Origin of the sequence: Virgisporangium ochraceum, assembly GCF_016863655.1 — a bacterium.
In the GTDB taxonomy this organism is placed as follows: Bacteria; Actinomycetota; Actinomycetes; order Mycobacteriales; family Micromonosporaceae; genus Virgisporangium; species Virgisporangium ochraceum.
In genome coordinates this window covers 276,976-300,432 of sequence record NZ_BOPH01000088.1, presented here as the reverse complement: position 1 = coordinate 300,432, position 23,457 = coordinate 276,976, and the positions used below count along the sequence as shown (strand labels likewise).

At 73.2% G+C, this 23,457-nt stretch carries 27 protein-coding genes; 12 read left to right on the top strand and 15 right to left on the bottom strand.

Going from position 1 to position 23,457, the window contains the following annotated elements; genetic code table 11:
- Positions 1 to 6: 6 nt before the first annotated feature.
- The 3 genes from Voc01_RS32530 to Voc01_RS32520 are packed head-to-tail and all read right to left on the bottom strand — an operon-like array spanning position 7 to position 1,767.
- Positions 7 to 426 (bottom strand): hypothetical protein, encoded by a 420-nt coding sequence (locus Voc01_RS32530; protein WP_203931433.1) that lies wholly within the window; start codon positions 424 to 426, stop codon positions 7 to 9.
- A 2-nt stretch (positions 427 to 428) separates the two neighbouring features.
- Positions 429 to 1,301 (bottom strand): universal stress protein, encoded by an 873-nt coding sequence (locus Voc01_RS32525; protein ID WP_203931432.1) that lies wholly within the window; start codon positions 1,299 to 1,301, stop codon positions 429 to 431.
- Positions 1,279 to 1,767 carry a hypothetical protein gene (locus tag Voc01_RS32520; protein WP_203931431.1) on the bottom strand — a complete coding sequence of 163 codons (489 nt, stop codon included), beginning with the start codon at positions 1,765 to 1,767 and terminating at the stop codon, positions 1,279 to 1,281. The genes Voc01_RS32525 and Voc01_RS32520 overlap by 23 nt, the downstream gene beginning before the upstream one ends.
- Before the next feature lie 143 nt (positions 1,768 to 1,910).
- Here Voc01_RS32520 and Voc01_RS32515 point away from each other — a divergent pair, with 143 nt between their 5' ends.
- Complete coding sequence (locus Voc01_RS32515) at positions 1,911 to 3,386, top strand: CehA/McbA family metallohydrolase (RefSeq protein WP_203931430.1); 1,476 nt, start codon at positions 1,911 to 1,913, stop codon at positions 3,384 to 3,386.
- A 7-nt stretch (positions 3,387 to 3,393) separates the two neighbouring features.
- Here the strand turns inward: Voc01_RS32515 and Voc01_RS32510 are convergent, their stop codons facing one another.
- The gene (locus Voc01_RS32510; RefSeq protein ID WP_203931429.1) at positions 3,394 to 4,803 is read right to left on the bottom strand and encodes a xylulokinase; all 1,410 of its coding nucleotides are present in this window, start codon (positions 4,801 to 4,803) and stop codon (positions 3,394 to 3,396) included.
- A gap of 113 nt (positions 4,804 to 4,916) precedes the next feature.
- On the opposite strand from Voc01_RS32510, the gene Voc01_RS32505 reads away from it, so the two are divergent.
- Positions 4,917 to 6,107: a GNAT family N-acetyltransferase gene (locus Voc01_RS32505; protein WP_203931428.1), complete on the top strand. Its 1,191-nt coding sequence runs from the start codon at positions 4,917 to 4,919 to the stop codon at positions 6,105 to 6,107.
- 60 nt (positions 6,108 to 6,167) lie between these two features.
- On the opposite strand, the gene Voc01_RS32500 is transcribed toward Voc01_RS32505, so the two are convergent.
- The 4 genes from Voc01_RS32500 to Voc01_RS32485 all read right to left on the bottom strand — a co-directional run bounded on the left by Voc01_RS32500 (position 6,168) and on the right by Voc01_RS32485 (position 9,530).
- On the bottom strand, positions 6,168 to 6,371 hold the full coding sequence (locus tag Voc01_RS32500) for a hypothetical protein (RefSeq protein ID WP_203931427.1): 204 nt from the start codon (positions 6,369 to 6,371) through the stop codon (positions 6,168 to 6,170).
- An 18-nt stretch (positions 6,372 to 6,389) separates the two neighbouring features.
- Positions 6,390 to 6,953: an RICIN domain-containing protein gene (locus Voc01_RS32495; RefSeq protein WP_203931426.1), complete on the bottom strand. Its 564-nt coding sequence runs from the start codon at positions 6,951 to 6,953 to the stop codon at positions 6,390 to 6,392.
- 148 nt (positions 6,954 to 7,101) lie between these two features.
- Entirely contained in the window at positions 7,102 to 7,752 is a 651-nt protein-coding gene (locus tag Voc01_RS32490; RefSeq protein ID WP_203931425.1) for a LuxR C-terminal-related transcriptional regulator, read from the bottom strand.
- Positions 7,743 to 9,530: a sensor histidine kinase gene (locus Voc01_RS32485; RefSeq protein WP_203931424.1), complete on the bottom strand. Its 1,788-nt coding sequence runs from the start codon at positions 9,528 to 9,530 to the stop codon at positions 7,743 to 7,745. The genes Voc01_RS32490 and Voc01_RS32485 overlap by 10 nt, the downstream gene beginning before the upstream one ends.
- Before the next feature lie 7 nt (positions 9,531 to 9,537).
- Between Voc01_RS32485 and Voc01_RS54760 the strand changes: the two genes are divergently transcribed.
- Positions 9,538 to 9,867 carry a hypothetical protein gene (locus Voc01_RS54760; protein ID WP_373873897.1) on the top strand — a complete coding sequence of 110 codons (330 nt, stop codon included), beginning with the start codon at positions 9,538 to 9,540 and terminating at the stop codon, positions 9,865 to 9,867.
- A gap of 127 nt (positions 9,868 to 9,994) precedes the next feature.
- Positions 9,995 to 10,483 carry a hypothetical protein gene (locus Voc01_RS32475; protein WP_203931423.1) on the top strand — a complete coding sequence of 163 codons (489 nt, stop codon included), beginning with the start codon at positions 9,995 to 9,997 and terminating at the stop codon, positions 10,481 to 10,483.
- A 196-nt stretch (positions 10,484 to 10,679) separates the two neighbouring features.
- On the opposite strand, the gene Voc01_RS32470 is transcribed toward Voc01_RS32475, so the two are convergent.
- The 4 genes from Voc01_RS32470 to Voc01_RS32455 all read right to left on the bottom strand — a co-directional run bounded on the left by Voc01_RS32470 (position 10,680) and on the right by Voc01_RS32455 (position 12,869).
- A complete protein-coding gene (locus Voc01_RS32470; protein WP_203931422.1) occupies positions 10,680 to 11,075 on the bottom strand; it encodes a HEAT repeat domain-containing protein in 396 nt (131 codons plus the stop codon).
- A 269-nt stretch (positions 11,076 to 11,344) separates the two neighbouring features.
- Positions 11,345 to 11,671, bottom strand: a complete 327-nt coding sequence (locus Voc01_RS32465; protein WP_203931421.1) for a hypothetical protein — start codon at positions 11,669 to 11,671, stop codon at positions 11,345 to 11,347.
- A gap of 35 nt (positions 11,672 to 11,706) precedes the next feature.
- A complete protein-coding gene (locus Voc01_RS32460; RefSeq protein ID WP_203931420.1) occupies positions 11,707 to 12,156 on the bottom strand; it encodes a DinB family protein in 450 nt (149 codons plus the stop codon).
- Complete coding sequence (locus tag Voc01_RS32455) at positions 12,153 to 12,869, bottom strand: VOC family protein (RefSeq protein ID WP_203931419.1); 717 nt, start codon at positions 12,867 to 12,869, stop codon at positions 12,153 to 12,155. The genes Voc01_RS32460 and Voc01_RS32455 overlap by 4 nt, the downstream gene beginning before the upstream one ends.
- 83 nt (positions 12,870 to 12,952) lie before the next feature.
- On the opposite strand from Voc01_RS32455, the gene Voc01_RS32450 reads away from it, so the two are divergent.
- Positions 12,953 to 13,486, top strand: a complete 534-nt coding sequence (locus tag Voc01_RS32450; protein WP_203931418.1) for a hypothetical protein — start codon at positions 12,953 to 12,955, stop codon at positions 13,484 to 13,486.
- Positions 13,487 to 13,493: 7 nt separating this feature from the next.
- Here Voc01_RS32450 and Voc01_RS32445 read toward each other — a convergent pair whose 3' ends face one another.
- Positions 13,494 to 14,102: a CBS domain-containing protein gene (locus Voc01_RS32445; protein ID WP_203931417.1), complete on the bottom strand. Its 609-nt coding sequence runs from the start codon at positions 14,100 to 14,102 to the stop codon at positions 13,494 to 13,496.
- 19 nt (positions 14,103 to 14,121) lie between these two features.
- Positions 14,122 to 14,772, bottom strand: coding sequence for a CBS domain-containing protein (locus Voc01_RS32440; protein ID WP_239160623.1), 651 nt, complete (start codon positions 14,770 to 14,772; stop codon positions 14,122 to 14,124).
- Positions 14,773 to 14,978: 206 nt separating this feature from the next.
- Here Voc01_RS32440 and Voc01_RS32435 point away from each other — a divergent pair, with 206 nt between their 5' ends.
- The 7 genes from Voc01_RS32435 (at position 14,979) to Voc01_RS32405 (ending at position 20,870) form a co-directional block, all read left to right on the top strand.
- Positions 14,979 to 15,665 (top strand): CBS domain-containing protein, encoded by a 687-nt coding sequence (locus Voc01_RS32435; protein WP_239160622.1) that lies wholly within the window; start codon positions 14,979 to 14,981, stop codon positions 15,663 to 15,665.
- Positions 15,666 to 15,777: 112 nt separating this feature from the next.
- Positions 15,778 to 16,338 (top strand): DoxX family membrane protein, encoded by a 561-nt coding sequence (locus Voc01_RS32430; RefSeq protein WP_203931415.1) that lies wholly within the window; start codon positions 15,778 to 15,780, stop codon positions 16,336 to 16,338.
- Positions 16,339 to 16,443: 105 nt separating this feature from the next.
- On the top strand, positions 16,444 to 17,553 hold the full coding sequence (locus tag Voc01_RS32425; protein ID WP_203931414.1) for a 4Fe-4S dicluster domain-containing protein: 1,110 nt from the start codon (positions 16,444 to 16,446) through the stop codon (positions 17,551 to 17,553).
- Entirely contained in the window at positions 17,550 to 18,362 is an 813-nt protein-coding gene (locus Voc01_RS32420) for an FAD/NAD(P)-binding protein (RefSeq protein ID WP_239160621.1), read from the top strand. Before Voc01_RS32425 ends, Voc01_RS32420 begins: the two co-directional genes overlap by 4 nt.
- Positions 18,362 to 19,129: an NADH-quinone oxidoreductase subunit B family protein gene (locus tag Voc01_RS32415; protein ID WP_203931413.1), complete on the top strand. Its 768-nt coding sequence runs from the start codon at positions 18,362 to 18,364 to the stop codon at positions 19,127 to 19,129. The genes Voc01_RS32420 and Voc01_RS32415 overlap by 1 nt, the downstream gene beginning before the upstream one ends.
- A complete protein-coding gene (locus Voc01_RS32410; protein WP_203931412.1) occupies positions 19,126 to 20,424 on the top strand; it encodes a Ni/Fe hydrogenase subunit alpha in 1,299 nt (432 codons plus the stop codon). Before Voc01_RS32415 ends, Voc01_RS32410 begins: the two co-directional genes overlap by 4 nt.
- Positions 20,421 to 20,870, top strand: coding sequence for a hydrogenase maturation protease (locus Voc01_RS32405; protein WP_203931411.1), 450 nt, complete (start codon positions 20,421 to 20,423; stop codon positions 20,868 to 20,870). The genes Voc01_RS32410 and Voc01_RS32405 overlap by 4 nt, the downstream gene beginning before the upstream one ends.
- A 4-nt stretch (positions 20,871 to 20,874) precedes the next feature.
- Here Voc01_RS32405 and Voc01_RS32400 read toward each other — a convergent pair whose 3' ends face one another.
- Complete coding sequence (locus Voc01_RS32400) at positions 20,875 to 23,163, bottom strand: glycosyltransferase (RefSeq protein WP_203931410.1); 2,289 nt, start codon at positions 23,161 to 23,163, stop codon at positions 20,875 to 20,877.
- Between the last annotated feature and the right edge of the window lie 294 nt (positions 23,164 to 23,457).

Genomic DNA, 23,457 nt, shown 5'->3' with positions numbered 1-23,457 from the left:
CCGGGTTCACCTCGCGTCGTCGGCCTCCGTCCGGCCGGTGACGGGCGGAACGCCCTCACCGGAGAGCTCCTGCAGGTGCGTCAGGAACCGCGCGAACGCCAGGTCGAGCATCGCCCGCCTGGTGTACCGCTCCTCCCGCCGGCGCAGCCGTTGGGCCTGCGTCGACTGTGCCCACCGGATCGTTCCGATCGTCGTCAGCTCGCGGTCGTTGCGGCCCCGGAACCGGCGGTCGCCGGTGTGGGCCAGTTCCTTGACGTGGTCGATCTCCGACTCCCGTCCGGCCTCCCACTGCCGCTGGCACTCCTCGGCCCTGCGCCGGCAGTACTGAGCCTCGCGGAAGTCGTCGATCGCGGATCGGAGCTGGTCGGCCGCGACCACCGGCCCGGAACCCGGGCGACGGATCGAGATCACGCTGTGCCTTCCCATGACTACCTCCGTGGTGTGTCGGTCCCGTGTCCGACCGTCTGTCGTCCCGCGGCGTGCGGGACGACCAGGACGGGTCGGTACGCGTGGTGCAGGGTGGCCATCGCGACGCTGCCGAGCAGAATCTCCGCGACCGCCGAACGGCCCCGGGAGCCGACCACGAGCACCGCCGCATCCCGGTTCCGGGCACATGCGGCCAGCGCCGCGGCAACGGCCCGGCCGTGCACGCCGTGCCCGGCGGAGATCCGCAGCGGGGTCGGGTCGCCGTCGTCGTCCCCCTGCCGGTCGCCGTCGACGGTGACCGGCAGCAGGTCCCGTGCCGGGAACAGCCGCCGCGCGGCGGCGTGTGCCGCGCGGGCACCGGCCGAGCCGTCGGTCGCGACGAGCACCGGACCGGCCACGAGGGCGTCCTCCTCGGCGGCCAGCAGCGGATGCGGGACGACGAGCACGGGTCGGGACGCGTAGTGCACGACCATGTCGGACACGCTGCCCAGCACCGCCGGCGCCCCGCCGAGCCCGCGCGAACCGACCAGCACGAGGTCGGCGTCCATCTTGCCGGCCAGCTCGGCCAGTTGCAGCCCTTCACCGCTGTAGCAGCGGACCACCAGCGGTTCGGCGTCCCACCCGGCGGCCGTCGCCAGGGTGACTCCGGTCGCCGCGATGCGCTCGGCCTCGCGCCGGCCCTCCCGCTCGACCGCCGCCACGAACTCGTCGATCTCGCTCGTACCGGTCCACAACCGTCCGCGCAGGGCGGAACTGGCGAACGGTGGCGTCCACAGGTGGGCGATCCACGCGTGGGCGTGCGGGAACAGAACCGCACCGGCCTGGAGCGCGACGCTCGCCGCTGGCGAACCGTCAAACCCGATGAGCACCCGCATGGCTGCCTCCTTGTGATCGCAGGTCGACTCGGCAGGCGGCCACGATCGAGCGGACCAGTGACACGGCGTGGGCGATCAGGCCGATCGCACCGCCGGCCAGACCGATGACGAGAGCGACGCGCGTCCACAGCTCCCAGTCGGTCGTGGCGTCGCCGAAGTCGAACGGGAACACCCGCCACAACCGCGCGAGCGTGGCGATGCCGAGGGCGGTGGTGACCAGTCCCGTCGCGGCACGCAACCAGGCCGGGTCGGTGAACATCAGCACGAGGCTGGCCACCGCACCGGCGATCAGGGACACGTTGACCAGTCCCAGCACCTGACGGGTCTCGTCGGTCAGGAAGGACAGTTCCTCCCAGCCGGGACTCACATTGACCAGATAGATGACGACCGCGTCGACGACCGCGGCGGCGGCGTATCCGACCCGGCGGGTCGCCGCGGACGGGCGGGTCGGTGTGGTGGTGACCATGGCACTCCTCCCGGGGTCCTCGGCTCCATCGTCATCCCGCGGTGCCGGGGCACCAGGGACCTTGGTCCCGGGTCATCGTGCGGACGGCCGCGTCATAGTGGGACGCGGCCGGGGAAGGCCGGGAGATCCGGGGAGGTTCCAGGGTGTCCGCCAACGACGGGTTCGCTCCACCGCCGGGGCCGGCCGCCGTCATCAGGTGGGGGATGCGGCGGATCGGCGGCCGTCCGGCCGATGCCGGGCAGCTGACCCACGTCGTCCGGCACACGGCTGCCGACGGCGCCGGGATCACCACGTTCACCGGCCGCTCACCGTTCGGCATCGACCAGTGGGTGTACCTGCCGTTCGAGGTGCCGGCGGGAACGCGGCGGATCACGGTGGCGGCCGCGCACCAGCGGTTCACCGCCGTTCCGTGGGTGGCCCGGAACGTGCTCGACCTCGGCCTCTTCGGTCCCGACGCCGACCTGCGCGGGTGGTCCGGCGGCGCGCGCCTGCGGTTCACGGTGTCGGCCGGTGACGCGACGCCCGGCTACGTTCCCGGGCCGGTGCCGCCGGGCACCTGGGCCGTCGCGCTCGGACCGGTCGTCATGAACCCGGCCGGCATGCCGTGGAAGGTCCGGGTCCGCGTGGAACGCGGTGACGATCCGGCGCCGCAAGCGGCGACCGGCCCCCTCCCGACGGCCGTCGCGGGGCGGGGACCCGGCTGGTACCGCGGCGACATGCACGTGCACACCGTCCACTCCGACGGCCACCGGACCGTGCGGGAACTGATCGGTGACGCGCGCGACGCCGGTCTCGACTTCATCGCGTCCACCGACCACAACACGGTCTCGGCGAACCGCCACCTGGGTGGTCTGGACCTGGCCGGGCTACTGGTCATCCCCGGGACGGAGGTGACCACCCGGCACGGGCACTGGCTCGCGGTGGGCCTGCCGGACGGGCAGTGGATGGACTGGCGCTACCGTCCCGTCGACGCGGTCTTCCCCGCCGTCGCCGCACGGCTGCGCGCGGCCGGCGGCGTGGTGGTGGCGGCGCATCCGAAGGTGCCGGTGCCCGGAGCGGCCTGGGAGTTCGGGTACGACGACGTCGACGCCGTCGAGGTGTGGAACGGTCGGTGGAGCCTGGACGACCGGGCGTCGCTGTGGATGTGGGACCGGTTGCTGCGTCAGGGTCGGCGGCTCGTGGCCGTGGGGAACAGCGACTGTCACACGCTCGTCGACGCCGTCGGCTCGCCCCACACCGTCGTTCACGCCACCGGGCTGTCCGCACGGGCCGTTCTCGACGGCGTCCGCGCGGGCCGGTCGTACCTGGCCACCTCCCCCGGCATCAGCCTCTCGCTGGTGGCGCGGTCGCGCGGCCGCGGCGCCGCGATCGGCGGGACGTTGCACACCCGGGGGGACATCGAGGTGACGGCCACCGTGCGCGGCGCGCCGTGGACGGTGCTGCGGCTGCACACGGCCCGTGGAGTCGTGGCCCGCACGCTCGTCGACCACCGTGGCCGGTGTCGGCTCGTGTGGCGGGGAGACGCGTCGGCGGACCGGTTCGCGCGCGTGGAGGTGCGCCGCTGCCGGCCGGGGCGGGCCATGGTGGCGATGAGCAACCCCGTCTGGTTCGTCGCGTAGGCCGGTCTCACGGTTCGAGGATGTGGTTCCGGGCGGCGGCGTACCGTTCGCGGATCGCGGGGACGGCGTCGGCCTCGTGCGTCTCGACCTGTCCAGCGGTCCAGGCGGGTGGCTGCGGCCCGCCGGACAGCACCCACGCCGCCTGCCGGGCGGCGCCGTCGGCGACGTGCTCACCCAACGGCGGGACCAGCACGGGGCGGCCGAAGACCGTGGGCGCGATCCGGCGCACCGCTTCCGAACGGGCTCCCCCGCCGACCAGGATGATCCGGTTGACCGTCGTACCCCGCGCGGTCATCGCGTCCAGCCCGTCGGCGAGCGCGCACAGCATGCCCTCGACGGCCGCCCGGGCGACGTGGGCCGGGGTCGAGGTGCGCAGCGTCAGTCCGTGCACGGATCCGGTCGCGTGTGGACGGTCCGGTGTGCGCTCGCCCTCCAGGTAGGGCACCAGGACCAGCCCGTCGGCACCGGGCGGGCCGGACAACGCGAGCACGGACAGCTCCGCGTGGTCCACCCGCAGCATGGTCGCGGCGGCGTCCAGCACCCGGGCGGCGTTGAGCGTGCACACCAACGGCAGGAACCGGCCGGTCATGTCGGCGTATCCGGCCACGGTCCCGGTCGGGTCGACCGCCGGCGCGTCGGCCACGGTGGTCACGATGCCCGAGGTCCCGATCGACACGACCACGTCGCCCGGCCCGGCGCCGGCTCCCAGGGCCGCCGCGGCGCAGTCGCCGCCACCGGGGCCCAGCGGTGCGCCGTTGCGCAGCTGTCCGGCCCGACCGGTCGGCCCGAGCACCTCCGGCAGCAGCACATCGTCGCGTCCCAACGCCAGCCCGACCAGGTCGCGCCGGTAGTCTCCGGCGGCGGCCGACCAGTAGCCGGTGCCGCTGGCCTCGCTGCGGTCCGTGCGCAGCGAGGCCAGGCCGGGCGCGCCGGCCAGCCGCCAGGTCAGCCAGTCGTGCGGCAGGCAGACCGCCTCCGTGCGCGCGGCGTTGTCCGGCTCCGCCGAGGCCAGCCAGCGCAGCTTGGTGACGGTGAAGCTGGCCACGGGTACCAGACCGACGGCGTCGGCCCAGGCCCGCCGTCCGGCGTCTCCGCCGCCGAGCTCCGAGATGAGGTCGCGGGCGGCGCCGGCCGATCGGGTGTCGTTCCACAGCACGGCGTCGCGGACCACCGTGCCGTCCGCGTCCAGGCACACCATGCCCTGCATCTGGCCGGCGACCGAGGCCGCCGCCACGTCGTCCAGGCCGCCGGCCCGCTCGACCGCCTCGGACAGCGCGGCCTCCCAGGCGGCCGGCGGCACGGCGGTGCCGGCGGGGTGGGGCACGCGGCCCTCACGCACCAGCGTCCCGGTGTCGGCATCACGAACGACGACCTTGCACGACTGGGTCGAGGAGTCGACCCCGGCGACGAGCGGCACCCGATCCTCCCGGAGTTTGTTAGAAACATTACCCAACCTCCCGGCCGGCACATTGTCAACCACGGATCCGCCAACCGGCCGGGGCCGGCGGGGCGACCTGGCAGGATGTCCGGGTGACGTACCAGGTGCGCCCGCTCGAGCCGGGAGATCAACGGTTGGCGTGGGAACTCGGCAGCCTCGCCTTCGGGTACCACGAGCGGCCCGTGCCCGAGGGCTGGACCTCCGACTCCTCCGGCCGGCGCACGCTCGGGGTCTTCGACCCGGCCGGGCGGCTGGTCGCCAAGGCGGTGGACCGGGAGCAGGGCCAGTGGTTCGGCGGCCGCATCGTGCCGACCTGCGGGGTCGCCGGCGTGGCGACCGCGGCCGAGGTGCGCGGGCGGGGTCTGGGCCGGCTCGTGCTGACCGAGCTGCTGCGCGGTGCCCGCGACCGCGGCGCGGTGATCAGCACCCTGTTCGACACCACTCCGGGGCCGTACCGGGCACTGGGCTGGGAGGAGGTCGGCGCGCTGGTCGACCACACGGTGCGGACCCGGGTGCTGGCCGAGATCCGCCCCGATGCCACGACGACGCTGCGACCGGCGACCGAGGCCGACATCCCCGCCGTCGAAGACGTCTACCGCGAGGTGGCCCGGGCGGGCACCGGCATGATGGAACGGACCGGGCCCACGTTCGACATCACGGCCGCGCAGTTGCTGGCCGACTACGACGGCTTCACCGTCGCCGTCGACGACACCGGCACCGTCGTCGGGTACGCGGCGTGGAACCGCGGCCCCGGCTACGACGCGGGCGGCAGGCTCCTCGTCGACGAGCTGATCGGGCTGACGCCCGGTGCGACGCGCACGTTGCTGGCCATGGTCGGCGGCTGGGCGAGCGTCGCGCCGACGGTCGTGATCCGGCTGGGTACCGCCGACCCGGTCTGGTCGCTGCTGGGACGGGCCGACGCCACGCCCGAGTCGACCCAACCGTGGATGCTGCGCGTCGTCGACGCGGCCGGCGCGGTCGCCGCCCGGGGCTGGCCGCGGCACCTGACCGGCGAGGTCGACCTGGAGCTGACCGACGACGTCTGCCCGTGGCACCAGGGCCGGCACCGGCTGGTCCTCTCCGGCGGGACCGGTCGGCTGGAGCCGGGCGGCGTGGGCACCGTCCGGCTGACACCGCGCGGCCTGGCCGCGTGGTACGCCGGCGCCGCCACGCCGCACCAGCTACGCCGCAGCGGTTTCCTCACCGGCGGGGACGCCGGCACCGACGAGGTGCTCTCCGCCGCGACCGCCGGCCCCGCGCCGACCCTGCACGACTACTTCTGACGACCGGCCCCGCCCTTCGCGGACGGGGCCGGCGTGTTCACCGGGGTGGACCCTGACCGGTCACCAAAACAGGACCACCATGGCGACCAGCCACAGCAGGACCGCGACAACCGCTGCCCATCCCCGAAGGCCCTGTCCCCCGTTGTCGTAGTAGCGGCGCATCCGTTCGTTCTGCTCTGCGGCGCGCTGCTGCTGTTTCCGCTGCTCGTCGTACCGGTTGAGGCGCTCCTGGTGTTCGGCCAGGCGCCGGCGGTGGTCATCCATGGATCCGTGCCCCGCCGTTCAGACGTTCGCCCAGAACCATCGCTGCTGCGGCTGTCCGTTGCAGTCCCACATGTGCACGATCGTGCCCAGGCGGTACATCGTGTGGACGTCCGCGTCGAGGCAGCGGTTCGGCGCGAGCGAAGTCTGCAGACTGTCGGGATGGCGGGCCGCCCCGGAGCGGTTCCACTGCTGCTGAAGCGCGCCGTTGTACGTCCACAGGTGCACGTACCCGCTGTTGGCGCCGTTGGAGTGCACGTCGACGTCGAGGACCCGGTGCGGCGGGTGCATGCTGACCAGACCGATGGCGCCGGTGACCGGGTAGGAGAAGACCAGCCAGCGTTGCTGCGGCTCTCCGTTGCAGTCCCACAGCTGGACCCTTGTCCCGTCGGCTCCCATCGTGCCGGTGTCGGCGTCGAGGCAGCGGTGGGGTGCGTGGCCGTTCCAGATCTTGATGATGGACCCGGACGCGGGCTGGTTGACGCCCCACACCAACGGATGTGGGGCACCCGCCCGGGCGGGCGAAGGGCTGATGGCGACGGCCACCAGGCTGACGAGTGCCGTGGCGATGGCGCGGATGCGCATTCCGGGGTCCTCCCTGTCCGACGGTTCGACCGTTCGACGGTTCGACGGTTCGACGGCTACGCCGTGCGATGGGACGACGATGCCCGTCACGTCGGTGGTCGCGCGTCGCGGAAGACCGTGGTTCGGCCTCACGGAAAACCGTGAGTTGTCAGGTCCGGCTCTGCAGCGCGGCGAGGACCGCGAGGACCCGACGGTTGCTCTCGGTGCCGTCGGACAGTTCCAGCTTCCGGAAGATGTGACGGACGTGCGTGCCGACGGTGTTCAACGACACGTACATCCGCTCGGCGATGCCCCGGTCCGACAGGCCCTCCGCCATCAGTTGAAGCACCTCACGTTCCCGGGCGGTCAGGGAGTCCAGCGGCTCCTTGCGGTGCCGGGCCGCGAGCAGCTCCCCCACCACGTCGGGGTCGACGACCGTTCCACCGGCGCCGAGACGATGGAGGGTCTGGCTCAGCTGCAACGGTTCCAGCACCCGGTCCTTGAGCAGGTAGCCGGTGTACGCGGCGCCGGCGGCCAGCAGCCGGGTCGCGTACTCGGGCACCGCGTACTGCGACAGCACCAGGATCGCGAGATCCCCGCGACGCGCCCGCAGATCCGCCGCGACCCGGATACCCTCGTCGGTGAACGACGGTGGCAGGCGGATGTCGAGCACCACCGCGTCGACCGTCGGGTCGCCGACGAGCCCGGCCACCGGATCGGGGCGGCTGAGCGCGGCGGCCACCTCGTGGCCCTCGACCTCCAGCAGCCGCCGCAAACCCTCCCGGACGATCACCGAGTCGTCGACCACGATCACGCGCACGGCAGGTCCATCCGTAGCGCCGTTCCCGCGCCGCGCGGCGACTCGATGCGCAGCGACCCGCCGACCGCGTCGACGCGGTCGGCGAGCCCGCGCAGACCGGTGCCGGAGCCGGGTGCCGCGCCGCCGCGCCCGTCGTCGGCGACATCGACCCTTAGCCGGCCGTCGATGTGTACCGCTGTGACGCTCGCGGACGCGGCCCGCGCGTGCTTGACGACGTTCTGCAGCGCCTCGCTGACGACGTAGTACGCCGTGGCCTCGACCACGGGGTCGAGCCGCCCGGAAAGGCGGACATCGAGGTGGACGGGCACCGCGGCGGCCCGGGCCAGGATCGCCAACGCCGGCTCCAGCCCCTGGTCGGTGAGCACCGCGGGGCGGATGCCCTGGGCGACGTCGCGCAGGTCGCCGATGGCTCCGCGCAGCTCGCGCTCCATCTCGTCGACGAGGCCGTGGTGCGCGTCCCCGAGCTCTGCCCGGAGCACCCCGAGCGCCAGACCGACACCGAGCAAGCGCTGCTGGGCGCCGTCGTGCAGGTCCCGTTCGAGCCGTTGCCGTTCGGCGTCGGCCGCCGCGGCGATACGCAGGCGGGAGGCGCGCACCTCGGCCAGCTGTGCCCGTACCTCGGCCTGCAGGCGTGCGTTGTCCAGCGCGAGGCGGGCCGCCGCGGTCGCCGCGGCCAGCAGCTCCGCGTCGGCGCGGACGTCGACGTCGTGCTCGAGGAACGCGGTCGGCGGGTCACCGACCGGGGTACGGACGCGGCCGGGGTCGAGGTCTGCCGGCACGCTCCGGCCGGTGACGTCGACCGGGCCACCGGGAGTCGGGTAGACCACCCGCAGCGTCGGATCCCGCAGGATCTGTCCGAGCATGACGCTGAGCGTCTCCGGACCCGCCTGCTGCAGGCGGCCGACGAGGCTGCCGATCGAGGCGAACGCGAGCCGCTGCCGGAGCAGACCGAACAGGAACGCGATCGGCACACCGATGGCGGCGCCGGCCTGCGCCCCCGTGCCGAGCACGATGTCGTACACCGTGAAGTCCCGGGGCGGCTCGTCCACCCAGTAGAACGTGACCAGCAACGTGTGCGCCGCCGCCAGCGACGCGACGCACACCACGCCGCCGGCCACGAACAGGGTGATGATGCGGCGTTGCCGCCGACCGGCCCGCCCGATCCGGCGCACCAGCAACACGAGGACGCAGCCCGCGAGCACCAGCCACCCGACGATGACGGCGGTCCGCAGCCCCAGGTACAGATCGACGTCGTCGACGAGCTGTACCGGGCTCGGCCCGCACCACCCGTCGCAGATGAACGGGACCGGCGTCTTGGTCACCAGCAGCAGCGGCCCGGCGACCGCGGCGAGGGCGAAAGCGGCCCGGACCACGACGCGCTCCGGCCCCGCGGTGAGCCGGCCGCTGGGATAGGACAGGAACAGCTGGGCCCCGACCGCGAACACGAACCAGTGCGCCGGCACCCCCACCAGGGTGATCAGGCCGCGACCGGGCAGGTCCGTCGGCAGCATCATCTGGTTCGGCAGGTCGACCAGCATGACGCCGGCGAGCGCGAGCATCCACAGCCCTGACCGGCTACGCGGCCGGACCGCCCACGCGCCGACGCCGCATCCGGCGAAGACCACGGCCGTCGCGACCCCGAACACCACCATCGACGGCGGGCCCACCGTATGGCGCAGGCCGAGCCACAGCTCCGCACCCGCCACCGCGACGACCGTGACGCCGACCGCGCCCACGAGCCGCATCGACGGCGCATCATGGCGGGGCGGCCGGACCATGGCAGTGATGATGGCATGTACCGGCGGTAGCGAACCAGCCACCCGGCGGCTGCGCCGGTACCGCGAACTGATACAACGACGGCTGGCGCAGATCATCGTGGGCAGTTTCGCGGCACGCAACAGCAGCCACTTCGGCGGTCCCGCGCTGGGCGGTCACGCGGCGGAGTGCTGGCGAAACTTCGCCTACGCCGGCACGGCCGACGAGGCCCTGGAACACGAGCCGATGGCGATGCTCGTGCTGCACGTCAACCGCGAGGTCATCCACCACGGCGCCGAGATCGCCCTTCTGCGCGACCTCTACCGCGTCCGGCACGAGTTCGTCCGGCCCCCGGCGTAAGGCCCGGGCGTCAAGCGCGGAAGCCTGTTCCACCGGCGACCGGACAACGTTCCAGCCGTCTGTCTGGCATGCTGTCGCACCGACGTAGGGAGTGCCCATGCCGTCGGTCCGGATTCCGTCAGCCCAGGTGACAGCGGCTCGTGACCTGCCGCGGGTCTGTGCCCGCCACGGCCGCCCGGCCGATCAGCTGAAGTCGTTGCGCTTCTCGTCGCGACCACCGGCGTGGACCTACGCGCTGATTCCGCTCGGGCTGCTGTTCTTCCTCATCGCCATCGTCGTCATGCGCAACGACGTCTGGGCGCCGAGCTGGCCGTGGTGCGACCGCTGCGGCCGGCTGCGCGTGGTGCGGCTGCTGACGGGCCTGGCCCTGTTCGCCGGGGCGCTCGCCGTGCTGCCGTCGGTCGCCGACCGGCGGGAGACGGCCGCCACCGTCGTCACCGCCGTTGTGGTGCTGGCGCTCGCACTGGCCGCCGTCCTCCTCGCCCGGAGCTACGCCACCGCGATCGTGGGCGCCCACGTCACCCGCGACTCCCGGTGGGTGCGGATCCCCCGGGCCCACGAACGATTCGCCGCCGAGGTGCGACAGGACGTCGCGTCAGCGCCAGGCGCGGCGTAGCGCCAGCACGATCCGGACGCCCACGAACGCCGTGAGGGCCAGCAGCAGGACGAACGCGATCGGGGATCCGGAGGCCAGGTACAGGACCAGCGGCGCGGCGATCAGGAAGACCCCAGGACGGCGACCCGTCGGCGGACGGACGGGTCGGGGTCGCCGGTCAGCCGGATCAGCAGGTGCTCGCCCAGCGCCGCCGGTCTCACCGTCGTGACGACCGCGCTGACCGTTGCCGCGCGCGCTGCAACGGTTCCGGGTCGGAGGTCATGGCGAGCAGCGCGTCGACCGCCGCCGGCCCGCCCACCCGGCCGAGCGCCTGCACGGCGCGTTCCCGGACGTGTCGGTACGGGTCGTCGGCAAGGCGCAGGAGGGCCGGGGTCGCGGACTCGTGCGCGAGCCGGCCGAGCGCGAACGCGGCCGCCGCCCGGACCCGCGGCGTCCGGTCCCTGACGAGACCCGTGAGCGGCACGACCGCCTCGACCCGCCCACTGTCTCCGAGCCGGCCCACCGCCAGGGTCCGCACCTGTGCGTCGACGTCGCGCAGCCCGACCAGCAGCACGTCGACGCCTTCCGGCAGCGGCAGCGACGTGACCGCCACGGCGTCGGGCCCGTCGAGGGTGGCGAACTCGCGGGCGGTGGCCCGGCCGGCGCCCGGTCCGACCGCAGCAGAGCGACGATCTCGCTGCCGAGGTCGTCGTGGTCGTCGTGCGGAACGCTGGCGGACGCCCGCAACAGCACCGGCAGCGCCGGCGGGCCCGCGATGCCGGCGAGCAGCCGGACATCCAGGGACGCGCGGGTGCCGGTCACCCGGTCACGATGCCACAGAGTCACCGTGTACGGCCGCTACGGCATCCCGACCCGGAGGGGTCACAGGCACCTGCGCCCTTCCGGCGTGATGTGGGCAGCCAGGACCGGCGTCGCTCCGGGCGACCACGCGTCGAGGCGCCGGCAGTACCGGAGCAGGTCCTCGCCGGCCATCGGGCTGCCCCGGTCCCATGATTGCGGCCAGCCGTCGAAGCGCCGCACCTCGATGAGACCGCGGGCGGCCAGCGAGGTGAGGCCCGGCACCAGGTACGCCTCCAGCCGCCCGGTCGTCACATGACCGCCACGGATCTCCCAGAGCGGCAGCGGCGAATCCTCCAGTGGGCCGAGCAGCTCGTCTTCGGCATTGGTGAGCCATCCGTCGTCGTCCATGTCGGCAATGGTCCCGCACCGGGCATGCACGCGGGTCAACGGCCGGTACGACCGTCGATCTGCTCGCGGATGATGTCGGCGTGCCCGGCGTGGCGGGCCGTCTCCTCGATGACCGCCAACAGCACGGACCGCAGGTCGCGGGTTCTACCGTTCCGGGTCACCGACGCGTCCGGGTCACCGACCGCGGCGATGATGACGTCGCTGGTCGCGCACGCCGCGCGGTACTCGGCCCGCAGCGTCCGCAACGGGACCGACGCGTCGACGTCCATCGACCGGTGGCCCCTGGCGGCCATCAGGTCGGGCCTGATCTCGCCCAACCACGAGGATTCCACGAACGTGAGGTGCTGCAGCAGCCCGGCGAGGTTGGTGCCCGAGCGCACCGTGCTGCGCCGTGCGTCGTCCTCGCTGAGCCCGGCGAGCTTCCGGAGCACGGCGGCCCGCAGCCTGTCGAGCGTCTCACGTAGCTCGTCGACCTCCCGCGTCATCCCGCGGACTGTAGCGGCCGCACGCGGAACCCGTTGCCGTCCGGGTCCGTCAGCTCGACGGTGCCGTCGTCGCGCGCGTCGGCGCGGGTGGCGCCGAGGGACACCAGCGCGTCGACCGCCGCCCGCTGGTCGCCGTCGACCGGGACCAGCTCGAAGCGCTGCCGGGTCGGCTCCGCCTCCGGCGCGTCGTCCCACGTGTCCCAGGAGACCTTCGTGCCGCCGCGCGGCGACTGGATCGCGATCTGCTCGCCCTTGTCCCAGACCAGGGGCCAGCCCAGCGCCCGGCTCCAGAACATGCCGGCCCGCCGGCTGCCCGCACAGGTGACCTCGCCCAGCGGGCCGCACCCGGCGAGGTAGGCGTCTCCGGGCTCGATCACGCAGAACTTGTAGTCCGCCGGGTCGGCCAGGACGACGTGCCCGTCCTCGGGTCGCTGCCCGACGTCGACGTGACGGGCGCCGAGCCCGACCGCCGTGGCCACGGTGTTGCGCTGGTCGTCGGGGTCGGCGCTGGTGAGGTGCAGGTGCATCCGGTTCCTGCCGGGGCTGCCGGGCCGGCCGGGTACGAACCGCAGGCCGAGCTGGGTGTCGCCGCCGGGCAGCAGCAGACCGTCGGCGTCCTCGACGATTTCCCGGCCCAGCAGGGCCGCCCAGAAACGCGCCGGCGCGGCCGGGTCCTCCGCCTCGAAGGCAACCGCGAGCAGTCGCGAACGCATCTCCGGACCGTAGACACCGCCCGGCGGAAGCGGCAACGCAATATCGAAACGCCACGACGCGGGACGCGGGTGATACTGGGCGCATGGACGCGACCCTGGAGTGGTGGGCCAACAGCTCGTTCATGCTGGGCCCGTTCGACGTCGTCGTCGAGGATGTGCGGGTCGGACGGCTGCGTGACGTGGCGCGGCTGGAGGAGCTGCGGCAGACGCACGATCTCGGTCCGGAGTTCACGCTCCGGTTCGGCGCGGACGACACGGTCGAGGTCGTCGTCGGTCGCCCCGACGACGACGGACGGTTCGGGCTCGGCGCGCTGGAGGACAACGCCACCGGCGAGTACACCGAGACCGACGACGTCGCGCTCACCGCGGCCTGGCTCACCGGCGCGGGGTTCGTCAACACCGAGTCCACGTCCGGTACGGGAGGCAGCGGATCCCGCCTGTTCCAACGCGACGACGGCTGGGAGATCCGCTACCAGTGCGTCCGCGGCACCTGGACGCTCGAGCTGAAACCCCCGCACGGCAGGTACATCAGCTTCCCGCGCGCCCGGGTCCGGACCACCGAACCATGCTGGCGCGAGGAGGTACCCGAGCTCGTCACGATGCTGACCCGGCCGTGACGGGGGTTCAGCCGACGGTCGCCCGCACCTCGACGGTCGCGACACCGGGGACGGTGCGCGCCAGGATCTCCACGACCCGGCGTTCGGCCTCGTCGTCGAGCGAGCCGTCGACGCGCACCACGCCGTCGGTGACGGTGGCGGTCCAGCGGGCTGCTCCGCCCGCGTAGGCGTCCAGCCGCTGCTGGACCTCGTGGGCGAGCACGTCGTCGGTGCGCAGCACCGACCGCAGCAGGTCCCGTCGGCTGACGATCCCGACGACGTGGCCGCCGTCGAGCACCGGCACGCTGCGCACGTCCCGGTCGAGCATGGTCCGCGCCACGTCGGCGACGTCCTCCAGCGGCCAGGCCGTGACCACCTCGCGCGTCATCACCTCGGCGACGAGGTGGGGGCGGTGCGACGGCGGCTTCGGCGCGATTCGCAGGTGCGCGGTCGGGTCCTCCGGCACCCGGCCGCGGAGCAGGTCCCCCTCGCTCACGATGCCGACGAGCCGGTTACGGTCGTCGACCACCGGAGCGGCGGTGATCCCCCGGTCGGCGAGCAGCGCGGCCGCGCCCTCGACCGGATCGGTCGGCTGCAGGGTGAACACGGGTCGGGTCATGATGTCGCGCACACGCATGGCGATCTCCTCCTCGCTGTCAGACCGGCATCGCGCTGGCGATGTCGTCGACGGTCCACACGACGCGGTTCTCGACGGACACGACGCCGTCGACGGCCGCGACGCGGGCGGTCAGGCCCTCGGCGACGGAGCGGCGTTCGACCTCGCCCGTCACGAGGACGGTGCCGTGGAAGACCTCCACCGCGACCCCGGTGTCCACAATGGACCGGACTGCCACGGCGACGGCCGCGTCCGGGCGCAGAAAGACCTTCAGCAGGTCCCGGTTGGTCACCATGCCGATGAGGCGGCCGAGGTCGTCGACCACCGGTAGGCGGCGCACGCCGGCGGTCTCCATGATGCGCGCCGCCTCGGCCACCGTCGTTGCCTGGAACACCGTCACGGCGGGCGTGGTCATGAGCTCGCCGGCCACCATCCCCGCCGCCTTGCGACGGTTCTGCCGGTGCCGGCGGTTCTCGAAGATCCGCGGCGGGTCGGCACCACCGGCGAACTCGATCTTGTGGAGGAGATCCGTGGCCGACACGACGCCCACCACGCGGGAGAACCGGTCGACGACCGGTACCGCGTTGACCGAGCGCATCTCGATGAGATCCACCAGCTCCCGGTACGGCTCGTCGGCGGTCACCGACACCGCGCCGTAGGTCATCACATCCGCGACCGTCATTCCGTTCATCGCCGCATCCCTCCGGGAGACTCCGTCCCTCGTCATCACCGTACGACCGTGGTCCCGCGTCCCACAGGGCCGATCGGCCCGGACCGTGCCCGGCCGGCCCGCCCCGCGTGGGACCTTCGCCCCATGCGCACGGCGGCACCCGCCGGTGACACTCCGGATGCGAACACCTGGGAGGAGTCATGAACACCCGAACAGTGAGATCGGTGATGACCCGGAACGTGGTCACAGCACGTCCGGACACCACCTTCAAGGACCTGGTGACGACACTGGCCGATGAACGGGTCAGCGCGGTGCCGGTCGTGGACGACGCGGGCCGGGTGGTCGGAGTGGTGTCGGAGGGCGACCTGCTGCACCGGCTCGACCTTCCACCCGACAGCCCGCACCGGCGGCTGCTCCACCGCCATCGGACCGAGCCGCCGAGCGGGCCGCTCGCCGACATGGCGGCCGGCCTGATGAGCCGGCCCGCCGTCACCATCGGCCCGGAAGCGACGGTCGCCGCGGCCGCGCGACTGATGGAGAGGCACCTGGTCAAACGGCTGCCCGTCGTGGAGAACGACCGCCTCGTCGGCATCGTGTCCCGGCGTGACCTGCTGTCGACCTACCTCAGGCCCGACGGCGAGATCCGCGCCGAGGTCCGCGACGACGTCCTCCAGCGGGTGCTGGTGACCGATCCCGCCGCCGTCGGCATCGTCGTCACCGACGGCATCGTGACCCTGACCGGGTCGGTCGACCGCCGGTCGACCGCCGAGATCGCCGGCCGGCTCGCCCGGGCAGTGCCCGGGGTGGTCGACGTCGTCACCCTGCTCGACTGGCGTTACGACGACCGGGCCGAACTCAAGCGCCACTACGTGTTCGACGCGCAGGTCGGCCCGACCGTGCGGTGGCCCACCTGAGGGACTTTGGTCCCAGCGAACGGAGTGCCTCCGGCACTGACCGTGCCGGTCGACTCCAGTGGAAAGTATGGATGTCAGCACTGGAGACCAACCGAAAGGACCAGTGAGTGAAATGGCGAGCATCGCCCACGGCCGCACCCCGGCCACCACCCGCCCCGGCGGCGAAGCCGTCGCGACCACGGAGACCGCCTCCGCGAAGGCCGCCCGTTACGTCCTCGCCGGAATCCGGCTGGCGCTCGGCTGGACCTTCCTGTGGGCATTCCTCGACAAGACGTTCGGCCTCGGACACGAGACCGCCGAAAAGGCCGCCTGGGTCAACGGTGGCAGCCCCACCGAGGGCTTCCTGTCGCACGCCGCCACCGGTCCGTTCCAGGGCATCTACAACGACATCGCCGGCCAGGCCTGGGCCGACTGGTTGTTCATGCTCGGCCTGCTCGGCATCGGCCTCGCGCTGATCCTCGGCATCGGCGTGCGCATCGCCGCGGTCGCCGGCGGCCTGCTGCTGGTGCTCATGTGGACCGCGGTCCTGCCCCCCGAGAACAACCCCTTCATGGACGACCACCTCATCTACGCCGCCGTCCTGGCCGTGCTCGCCCTGACGAACGCCGGCAACACCCTCGGCTTCGGCTCCTGGTGGTCGAGGATCGTCGGGAAGTACACCTGGCTCCGGTAACCGGCCGGAACGAACCTCCACGGGCGGCGGTCACCCCGCCGCCCGTCAGCATGTCCGGGACCTTCGCCCCTACGGCAGGGCGTCGACACGCGTTCCGATGTATGTATGACCGGGTCCCACGCCGTCGTACTGGAGTCCCTGGAACCGCTGATCGCCGTCCTGCGCGCCGACGGGCGTCAGGTGATCGGTCCGACCGTCCGGGACGGCGCGATAGTTCTGGCCGAGATCTCCTCGGCCGCAGACCTCCCCCACGGCTGGGGCACCGCCCTCGCTGCCGGCGGCTACCGGCTCCGCCGCCGGTCCGACGGAGCGGCCTTCGGGCACTCCGGCGGGCCCACCTCCTGGAAGAGGTGGCTGCATCCGGCGCGGATCCCGCTGTGGAGCGCGCGCCGCGCCGCGGACGGGACGGTGACCGTCACCGCGCCGCCCCCACCGCGCGAACGCTACGCGTTCCTCGGTGTCCGACCGTGCGACCTGCGCGCGATCGCGGCGCAGCACCGGGTGCTCACCGGTGGACAGTTCCCCGACACCGACCACGAGCGACGGGTCCGGGACGCGTTCGTCGTGGCGGTGCACTGTACGGAGCCGGGTGAAACGTGCTTCTGCGTCAGCGCCGGTGGCGGCCCCCGGGCCGGGTCGGGGTTCGACCTCGCCCTGACCGAGGTCGCCGGGCCCCGGTACCTCGCGGAGGCCGGATCCGCCGACGGGGAAAGGGTTCTCGCCGCCCTGCCGCAGCGACCGGCCGACGACGCCACCGTGCGCGACGCGGACGCCGCGGTCGACGCCGCGCGCGCCCGGATGGGCCGGTCGTTGCCCGGCGGCGACCTGCGCCGGATGCTCGCCGACCGCGTGGGATCGGCGGCCTGGGACGACGTCGCCAGCCGCTGCCTGTCGTGCGGCAACTGCACGATGGTCTGCCCGACGTGCTTCTGCACCTCGGTCGAGGACACCACCGACCTCGACGGGACGACCGCCCACCGGTCCCTGCGCTGGGACTCCTGCTTCGACCTCGACTTCTCCTACCTGCACGGCGGACCGGTACGGTCGTCCACCGCGTCGCGGTACCGGCAGTGGCTGACCCACAAGCTCGGGACGTGGCACGACCAGTTCGGCAGCGCCGGCTGCGTAGGTTGCGGGCGCTGCGTCGTGTGGTGCCCGGCCGGCATCGACCTCACCGCCGAGCTGACCGCACTCGCCGCGGGTGACCCGCCATGACCACCATGCTGCCCCTCTGGCACACCGTCGTCGCCCGGGAACCGGAGACCGTCGACACGGTCACGCTGACCCTGCGGCCGCTCGACGCGTCCATCCCTACGCCGGCGCCGGGCCAGTTCACCATGCTCTACGCGTTCGGCGTCGGCGAGGTGCCGATCTCGGTCAGCGGCACCCGGTCCGGCGACCTCGACCAGACCCTGCGGGCGGTCGGTGCGGTCACCCGGGCGTTGCACGACTGCCGCACCGGCGACGTCGTCGGTGTCCGCGGACCGTTCGGCGCCGGCTGGCGCCTGCCTGCACCGGCCGGACGCGACCTGTTGCTCGTCGCCGGCGGCATCGGGCTCGCGCCCCTGCGGCCCGCGCTCGACGCCGCCCTCCGCGACCGCTCACACTACCGCCGGGTGACCGTCGTGGTCGGCGCCCGCACCCCGGCGGATCTGCTGTTCACCGGCGCGGTGGACGGGTGGGTCGCCGCCGGCGCGCGGGTGGAGACCACGGTGGACCGGGCGACCGACGGCTGGACCGGCCGGGTCGGCGTCGCACCGGCTGTCCTGGACGACGTGCCCATCGACCCGGCCACCACGACCGCCCTGGTGTGCGGACCCGAGGTGATGATGCGGTTCACCGCCGCCGCCCTGCGGCGTCACGGCGTGCCCGCCGCCGACGTCCAGGTCTCGCTGGAGCGCAACATGCGCTGCGGGGTCGCCTGGTGCGGGCACTGCCAGCTCGGTCCGCTGCTGCTGTGCCGCGACGGCCCCGTCGTGGGCTACGACCGGGCGGCGCCCCTGCTCGCCGTGAAGGAGCTGTGATGGGCACCCCGACGCTCGCCGTGTGGAAGCTCGCCTCCTGCGACGGCTGCCAGCTGACCCTCCTCGACTGCGAGGACGAGCTGCTCGCGCTGACCTCCCGCGTGCACATCGCGCACTTCCTCGAGGCATCCAGCGCCACCGAACCGGGCCCCTACGACGTGTCCATCGTGGAGGGATCGGTCACCACCGAGGCCGACCGGCGGCGGGTCCTGCGCATCCGGGCCGGGTCGCGGCTGCTCGTCACGATCGGCGCCTGCGCCACGGCCGGCGGGATCCAGGCCCTGCGCAACCTGGCCGACGTCGACGAGTTCCGATCGGTGGTCTACGCGCGGCCGGAGTTCGTGTCCACACTGGACACGTCGACGCCGGTCTCCGACCATGTGGCGGTCGACTACGAGCTGCACGGCTGCCCGATCGACCGCGACCAGCTACTGAACCTGCTCGGCGCGCTGCTCGCCGGCCGGCGGCCCGACCTGCCCGCCCACAGCGTCTGCTTCGAGTGCAAGCGGCGCGACACCACCTGCCTCCTGGTCACCGGTGCCGCTCCCTGTCTCGGTCCGGTGACCCGGGCCGGCTGCGGGGCGCTGTGCCCCGCGTTCGACCGGGCGTGCTTCGGGTGCTTCGGTCCGGCGGATCCCGCCAACCTGCCCGCGATGACGGACCGGTTGCGCGCCAACGGAGTACCCGACCGGGACGTGGTACGGCTGCTGCGCACGTTCAGCGTCGGCGCACCCCGGTTCGCCGAGGAAGCCCGGAGGGTCTCATGACACACCGGTCCCGTTCACTGCGCGTCTCCGAGCTGAGCCGGGTCGAGGGTGAGGGCGCGATGCGCGTCACCGTCGACGGCGACCGGGTCAGCGACGTACAGCTGACCATCTACGAGCCGCCCCGGTTCTTCGAGGCCCTCCTGCGCGGTCGCCGGTACACCGAACCGCCGGACATCACCGCCCGCATCTGCGGCATCTGCCCGGTCGCCTACCAGATGTCGGCGTGCCGGGCGATCGAGGCAGCCTGCGGCGTGACCGTCGACGGCCCGCTCGCCGACCTGCGTCGCCTGTTGTACTGCGGGGAGTGGATCTCCAGCCACGCGCTGCACATCTACCTTCTGCACGCGCCCGACTTCCTCGGCTACCCCAGCGCGATCGACCTCGCCCGCGACCACCGGCCGCTCGTCGAGCGCGGGCTGGCCCTGAAGCGGGCGGGCAACCAGATCATGACGACGGTGGGCGCGCGCGCGATCCACCCCATCAACGTCCGGGTCGGCGGGTTCTACCGGACTCCCGCGCCGGCCAACCTCGCCGCGCTCGTCGAACCGCTGCGCCGAGCCCTCGACGACGCGTACGCCACGGCGGTGTGGGTCGGCGGGTTCGACGTCCCCGACTTCACCCACGACCACGAACTGCTGGCCCTCGTCGATCCCGGCCGCTACGCGATCGACGCCGGCACGCCGCGCACCGACCGCGGGCTGGCCTTCGAGGTCGCCGACTTCGAGCGGCACGTCGTCGAGGAGCAGGTGCCGCACTCGACCGCACTCCACGCGCGGCTCGCCGGACGGCCGGGCCACTACCTCACCGGTCCGACCGCCCGCTACACGCTGAGCCGCCGGTGGTTGTCGCCCCTGGCGCGGCAGGCTGCCACCGCCGCGGGCCTGGGGGCGGACTGCCGCAACCCGTTCCGCAGCATCGCCGTGCGGGCCGTGGAGACCGTCTACGCCATCGAGGAGGCGCTGCGCCTCATCGCCGCGTACGAGCCCCCGTCCCGGCCGGCGGTACCCGTGCCGGCCCGGGCCAGTACCGGTCACGGCGCGACCGAGGCACCCCGCGGGACCCTGTTCCACCGCTACGAACTGGCGGCCGACGGGACCGTCCGCTCGGCCCGGATCGTGCCGCCGACCGCGCAGAACCAGCCCGCCATCGAAGACGACCTGCGCCGCTTCGTCGAACCGCGCATCGACCACGACGACGACCGGCTCACCCACGAATGCGAACAGGCGATCCGCAACTACGACCCGTGCATCTCCTGCGCCACCCACTTCCTCGACCTGACCGTGGAGCGACGGTGAACACCCGCACCGTCGTCATCGGCATCGGCAACCCGTTCCGCCGCGACGACGGCGCCGGACCCGCCGTGGTCGACCTGTTGCGCGGGCGCCTCACCGGCGTCGAGTTCGTCGTCTGCGACGGCGAACCGACGACCGTCATCGACGCCTGGACCGGCGCCGGACGCGCGGTCGTCGTCGACGCCACACGCACCGCGGACGGCGAGGCGGGCCGCATCCACCGGTTCGCCACCGGCCACCCGTCCGCCACCCGCGCCGGCATCACCGCGTCGCACGCCGCTGACCTCGGCGACACCGTGGCGTTGGCCCGGGCGCTGGACCGCATGCCCGACACCCTGCTGGTCTACACGGTCGAGGTCGCGGACGTCTGCTACGGCACCGGCATGTCGCCCGCGGTCGTCGCCGCGACCGGCCGGCTCGCCGACGACATCGCCGCCGTCCTGGGCTGACCCGTTACCGGCTGGATTCGCGGTCGACCACCGCCCACAATCCGACCTGCGCCAGGGAGAGGACCGCCTGGTGGTAGGCCAACGTCGACTCGGCGCCCTCGTTGGCGCTCGCGGCGTCCGTGCCGAGACCGTCACGGCAGCCACCGGTCGCCGCGTCGTACAACTCGGCGCCCAGGCGGTTTCGGCCCAGGAACCACCGGAAGGCGTTGACGGCCCGGATCGCGTAGCGGATCTCGCCCGTGTGTCCGTAGGCCGCCACCAACGCCGCCACCAACGCCGCCGCATCGATCGGTTGCTCGTCCCCCTCGTCAGGATCGGGGCCGGCGCCGAAACGGGCCGCCTCGCGGTAACGCCAGCGGTTGCCGACGCACCGCAGCGGGCCGTCGTCCAGGCCGACCTGAGCCACGAGCCACTCCAACCCGTCCAATGCCCGGGACGCGGCTTCCGGGAACCCGGCGACGCCCGCTCCAACCAGCATCGCCTCGACAAGGCGGCCGTTGTCGTAGGTGAGCCGGTCCTCCGGCCACCGCCAGTCGAGAGTGGCGTTGCGTTCCCACTGGTGGTCCATCACCTCCAGGAGCAGCGCGACCAGGCCCCGGTGGCGGACCGGTGAGCCCTCGGCCAGACCGAGGATCGCGTAGGCGGTCGGACGTAGTCCGGCGCCCGCCAGCGGTATGGCCAGGGCCGACAGGCGGCTCAACAGACCGCCCGCCGCTGTCCGGACATCGAACGGCGCACCGGCGGTACCGGCGATGCGGCCCGCCGCCCACATGGCCCGACCGACGTGGTCACCGAGGTACGGCCGGTCGGTCCAGCCACCGGCGGCGTCCCGTAGGTTGTGCATACCGGTCGAGGTGACAGCCGATCCCAGGTACAGCAGCACCGAACGCATCCAGACCACCGCCTGACGCGTCCGCACGCCGACCGCCGCCAGGTCCGCTGCCACGATCCCGAGCCTGGCCATGTCGTCGACGCACGAGCCGGACATGGGCTCCGGCTCGGCTCCCCGGGCGAACCGCACGATGCCGGCCGGCACGGTCAGCCGCCGCAGATGCGACAGCCGCAGCCGCGACACCCGGGTCGCGGTCGCCGCCGGCGCCGGCCGACCGGCCACATCCCGTAACAGGTCCGCTGTGCGGGCAGCCACCGCCGGCCACGACAGCCCGGCCCCCGCTCCCGCCGCGGCCCGGGCCGCGAGGGCCAATGCCTCCGGGTCCGCGATCAGCTTGTCCAGCCCGGCCGCCAATCCGTCCGGGTCGCCGCACGGCACCAGAACGCCCGCCCCGCCGGAGAGCATGTCCTCGGCGTAGCGGTACGCGGTGGACACGACCGGCCGGCCGGCGGCGAGGGCGAAGGTCAACGCACCGGACGAGATCTGCTCGGGTGACCGGTACGGGGTGACGCACACCTTGGTACGACGCAGCAGCGCACCGATCTCCGGCACGGTGAGGAACGCGTCGATGAAGCGCACATGCTCCGTCAGGCGAAGTCGCCGGACCTGGGCCAGCAGCTCCGACCGGCAGGACTCGCCGTCGACCCGGACCACCTCCGGATGCGTCTTTCCGGCCACCACGTAACGCAGACCCGGGTGCGTGGGAACCAGCTGGGCCACCGCGTCGATCGCATCGGCGACGCCCTTGCCGGCGCTCAGGAGGCCGAAGGTGGTGACGACCGGCAGGTGGAGGTCCAGGTCGGCGATGGCGGGCCGCAGCGCGGACGGATCGGTCCCGTGCCGCACCTCGTCCGGAGCGCCATGTGGAACCACCACGATCCGGACCGGGTCCGCGACCCGGATGCCGGCCAGCAGGTCACGCGTGGCCGCGGTGAACACCGTCACCGCCGCCGCTCCCGCGCACAGCTGTCGCAGCGTCTCCCGCTGGCCGGTGCTCGGACGGGTCAGAACGGTGTGGGTCGTCACCACGTACGGCACGCCACGCTCCGTCAGCTCGGCCACGAACGCAAGCAGGTAGATGCCGTCCGCACCCCCGAAGATCCCGTACTCGTGCTCGATCAGCACCGCCACGGTTCCGAGGTCGGCGATCCGCACGGCCGCCGCCCGATAGCTGTCGACACGGTCCTGGTCGATCACGGCGACGACGTCCGGCCCGTACGCCATCCCGTCCCGGTCGACCGCCGCCACTCCGACCCGCAGATCCGGGGCCACCTCCCGGATCGCCGCAACCAGATCGGCCGTGAAACTGGCCAGCCCGCACCGCCGGGGTGGATAGGTCGACACGATCACCATTCCATGGCCGAGGTCCCCGGACGCCACCGTCACCACCGTCACCCCCATACGTCTTCCGTTTCCACACGGCCCTCTGACGCTCCCAGCGCGGGCGCCGACCGGTGAGTGACGGAGGTCCCGGCAGAAGGGGTCGACCGGCCCACACGGGCCGTTCGGCCCTGTGTCACGCAACCCGGGTGGCCGAGGCTCGAAGCGCGGTCCGCGACCCGCGGAGGCCGACGGTGATGTGGAGGTGAGTCGTGCCACCGACGCTCCGTGACCTGTTCGTCAGGCACCCGGCGAACCCGATCCTGACGGCGGCCGACTGGCCGTACCCGGTCAGCGCCGACGGGATCAGCGGCT

Excerpts from the sequence above, each read along its gene's own strand:
- Voc01_RS32525 (WP_203931432.1), bottom strand. The coding sequence starts at position 1,301 with ATGCGGGTGCTCATCGGGTTTGACGGTTCGCCAGCGGCGAGCGTCGCG.
- Voc01_RS32425 (WP_203931414.1), top strand. The coding sequence starts at position 16,444 with ATGACCGGGTCCCACGCCGTCGTACTGGAGTCCCTGGAACCGCTGATC.
- Voc01_RS32445 (WP_203931417.1), bottom strand. The coding sequence starts at position 14,102 with ATGCGTGTGCGCGACATCATGACCCGACCCGTGTTCACCCTGCAGCCG.
- Voc01_RS32435 (WP_239160622.1), top strand. The coding sequence starts at position 14,979 with ATGACCCGGAACGTGGTCACAGCACGTCCGGACACCACCTTCAAGGAC.
- Voc01_RS32410 (WP_203931412.1), top strand. The coding sequence starts at position 19,126 with ATGACACACCGGTCCCGTTCACTGCGCGTCTCCGAGCTGAGCCGGGTC.
- Voc01_RS32485 (WP_203931424.1), bottom strand. The coding sequence starts at position 9,530 with ATGGTCCGGCCGCCCCGCCATGATGCGCCGTCGATGCGGCTCGTGGGC.
- Voc01_RS32460 (WP_203931420.1), bottom strand. The coding sequence starts at position 12,156 with ATGACGCGGGAGGTCGACGAGCTACGTGAGACGCTCGACAGGCTGCGG.
- Voc01_RS32430 (WP_203931415.1), top strand. The coding sequence starts at position 15,778 with ATGGCGAGCATCGCCCACGGCCGCACCCCGGCCACCACCCGCCCCGGC.
- Voc01_RS32530 (WP_203931433.1), bottom strand. The coding sequence starts at position 426 with ATGGGAAGGCACAGCGTGATCTCGATCCGTCGCCCGGGTTCCGGGCCG.
- Voc01_RS32520 (WP_203931431.1), bottom strand. The coding sequence starts at position 1,767 with ATGGTCACCACCACACCGACCCGCCCGTCCGCGGCGACCCGCCGGGTC.
- Voc01_RS32420 (WP_239160621.1), top strand. The coding sequence starts at position 17,550 with ATGACCACCATGCTGCCCCTCTGGCACACCGTCGTCGCCCGGGAACCG.
- Voc01_RS32465 (WP_203931421.1), bottom strand. The coding sequence starts at position 11,671 with ATGGACGACGACGGATGGCTCACCAATGCCGAAGACGAGCTGCTCGGC.
- Voc01_RS32495 (WP_203931426.1), bottom strand. The coding sequence starts at position 6,953 with ATGCGCATCCGCGCCATCGCCACGGCACTCGTCAGCCTGGTGGCCGTC.
- Voc01_RS32440 (WP_239160623.1), bottom strand. The coding sequence starts at position 14,772 with ATGAACGGAATGACGGTCGCGGATGTGATGACCTACGGCGCGGTGTCG.
- Voc01_RS54760 (WP_373873897.1), top strand. The coding sequence starts at position 9,538 with ATGATGGCATGTACCGGCGGTAGCGAACCAGCCACCCGGCGGCTGCGC.
- Voc01_RS32450 (WP_203931418.1), top strand. The coding sequence starts at position 12,953 with ATGGACGCGACCCTGGAGTGGTGGGCCAACAGCTCGTTCATGCTGGGC.
- Voc01_RS32455 (WP_203931419.1), bottom strand. The coding sequence starts at position 12,869 with ATGCGTTCGCGACTGCTCGCGGTTGCCTTCGAGGCGGAGGACCCGGCC.
- Voc01_RS32500 (WP_203931427.1), bottom strand. The coding sequence starts at position 6,371 with ATGGATGACCACCGCCGGCGCCTGGCCGAACACCAGGAGCGCCTCAAC.
- Voc01_RS32415 (WP_203931413.1), top strand. The coding sequence starts at position 18,362 with ATGGGCACCCCGACGCTCGCCGTGTGGAAGCTCGCCTCCTGCGACGGC.
- Voc01_RS32400 (WP_203931410.1), bottom strand. The coding sequence starts at position 23,163 with ATGGGGGTGACGGTGGTGACGGTGGCGTCCGGGGACCTCGGCCATGGA.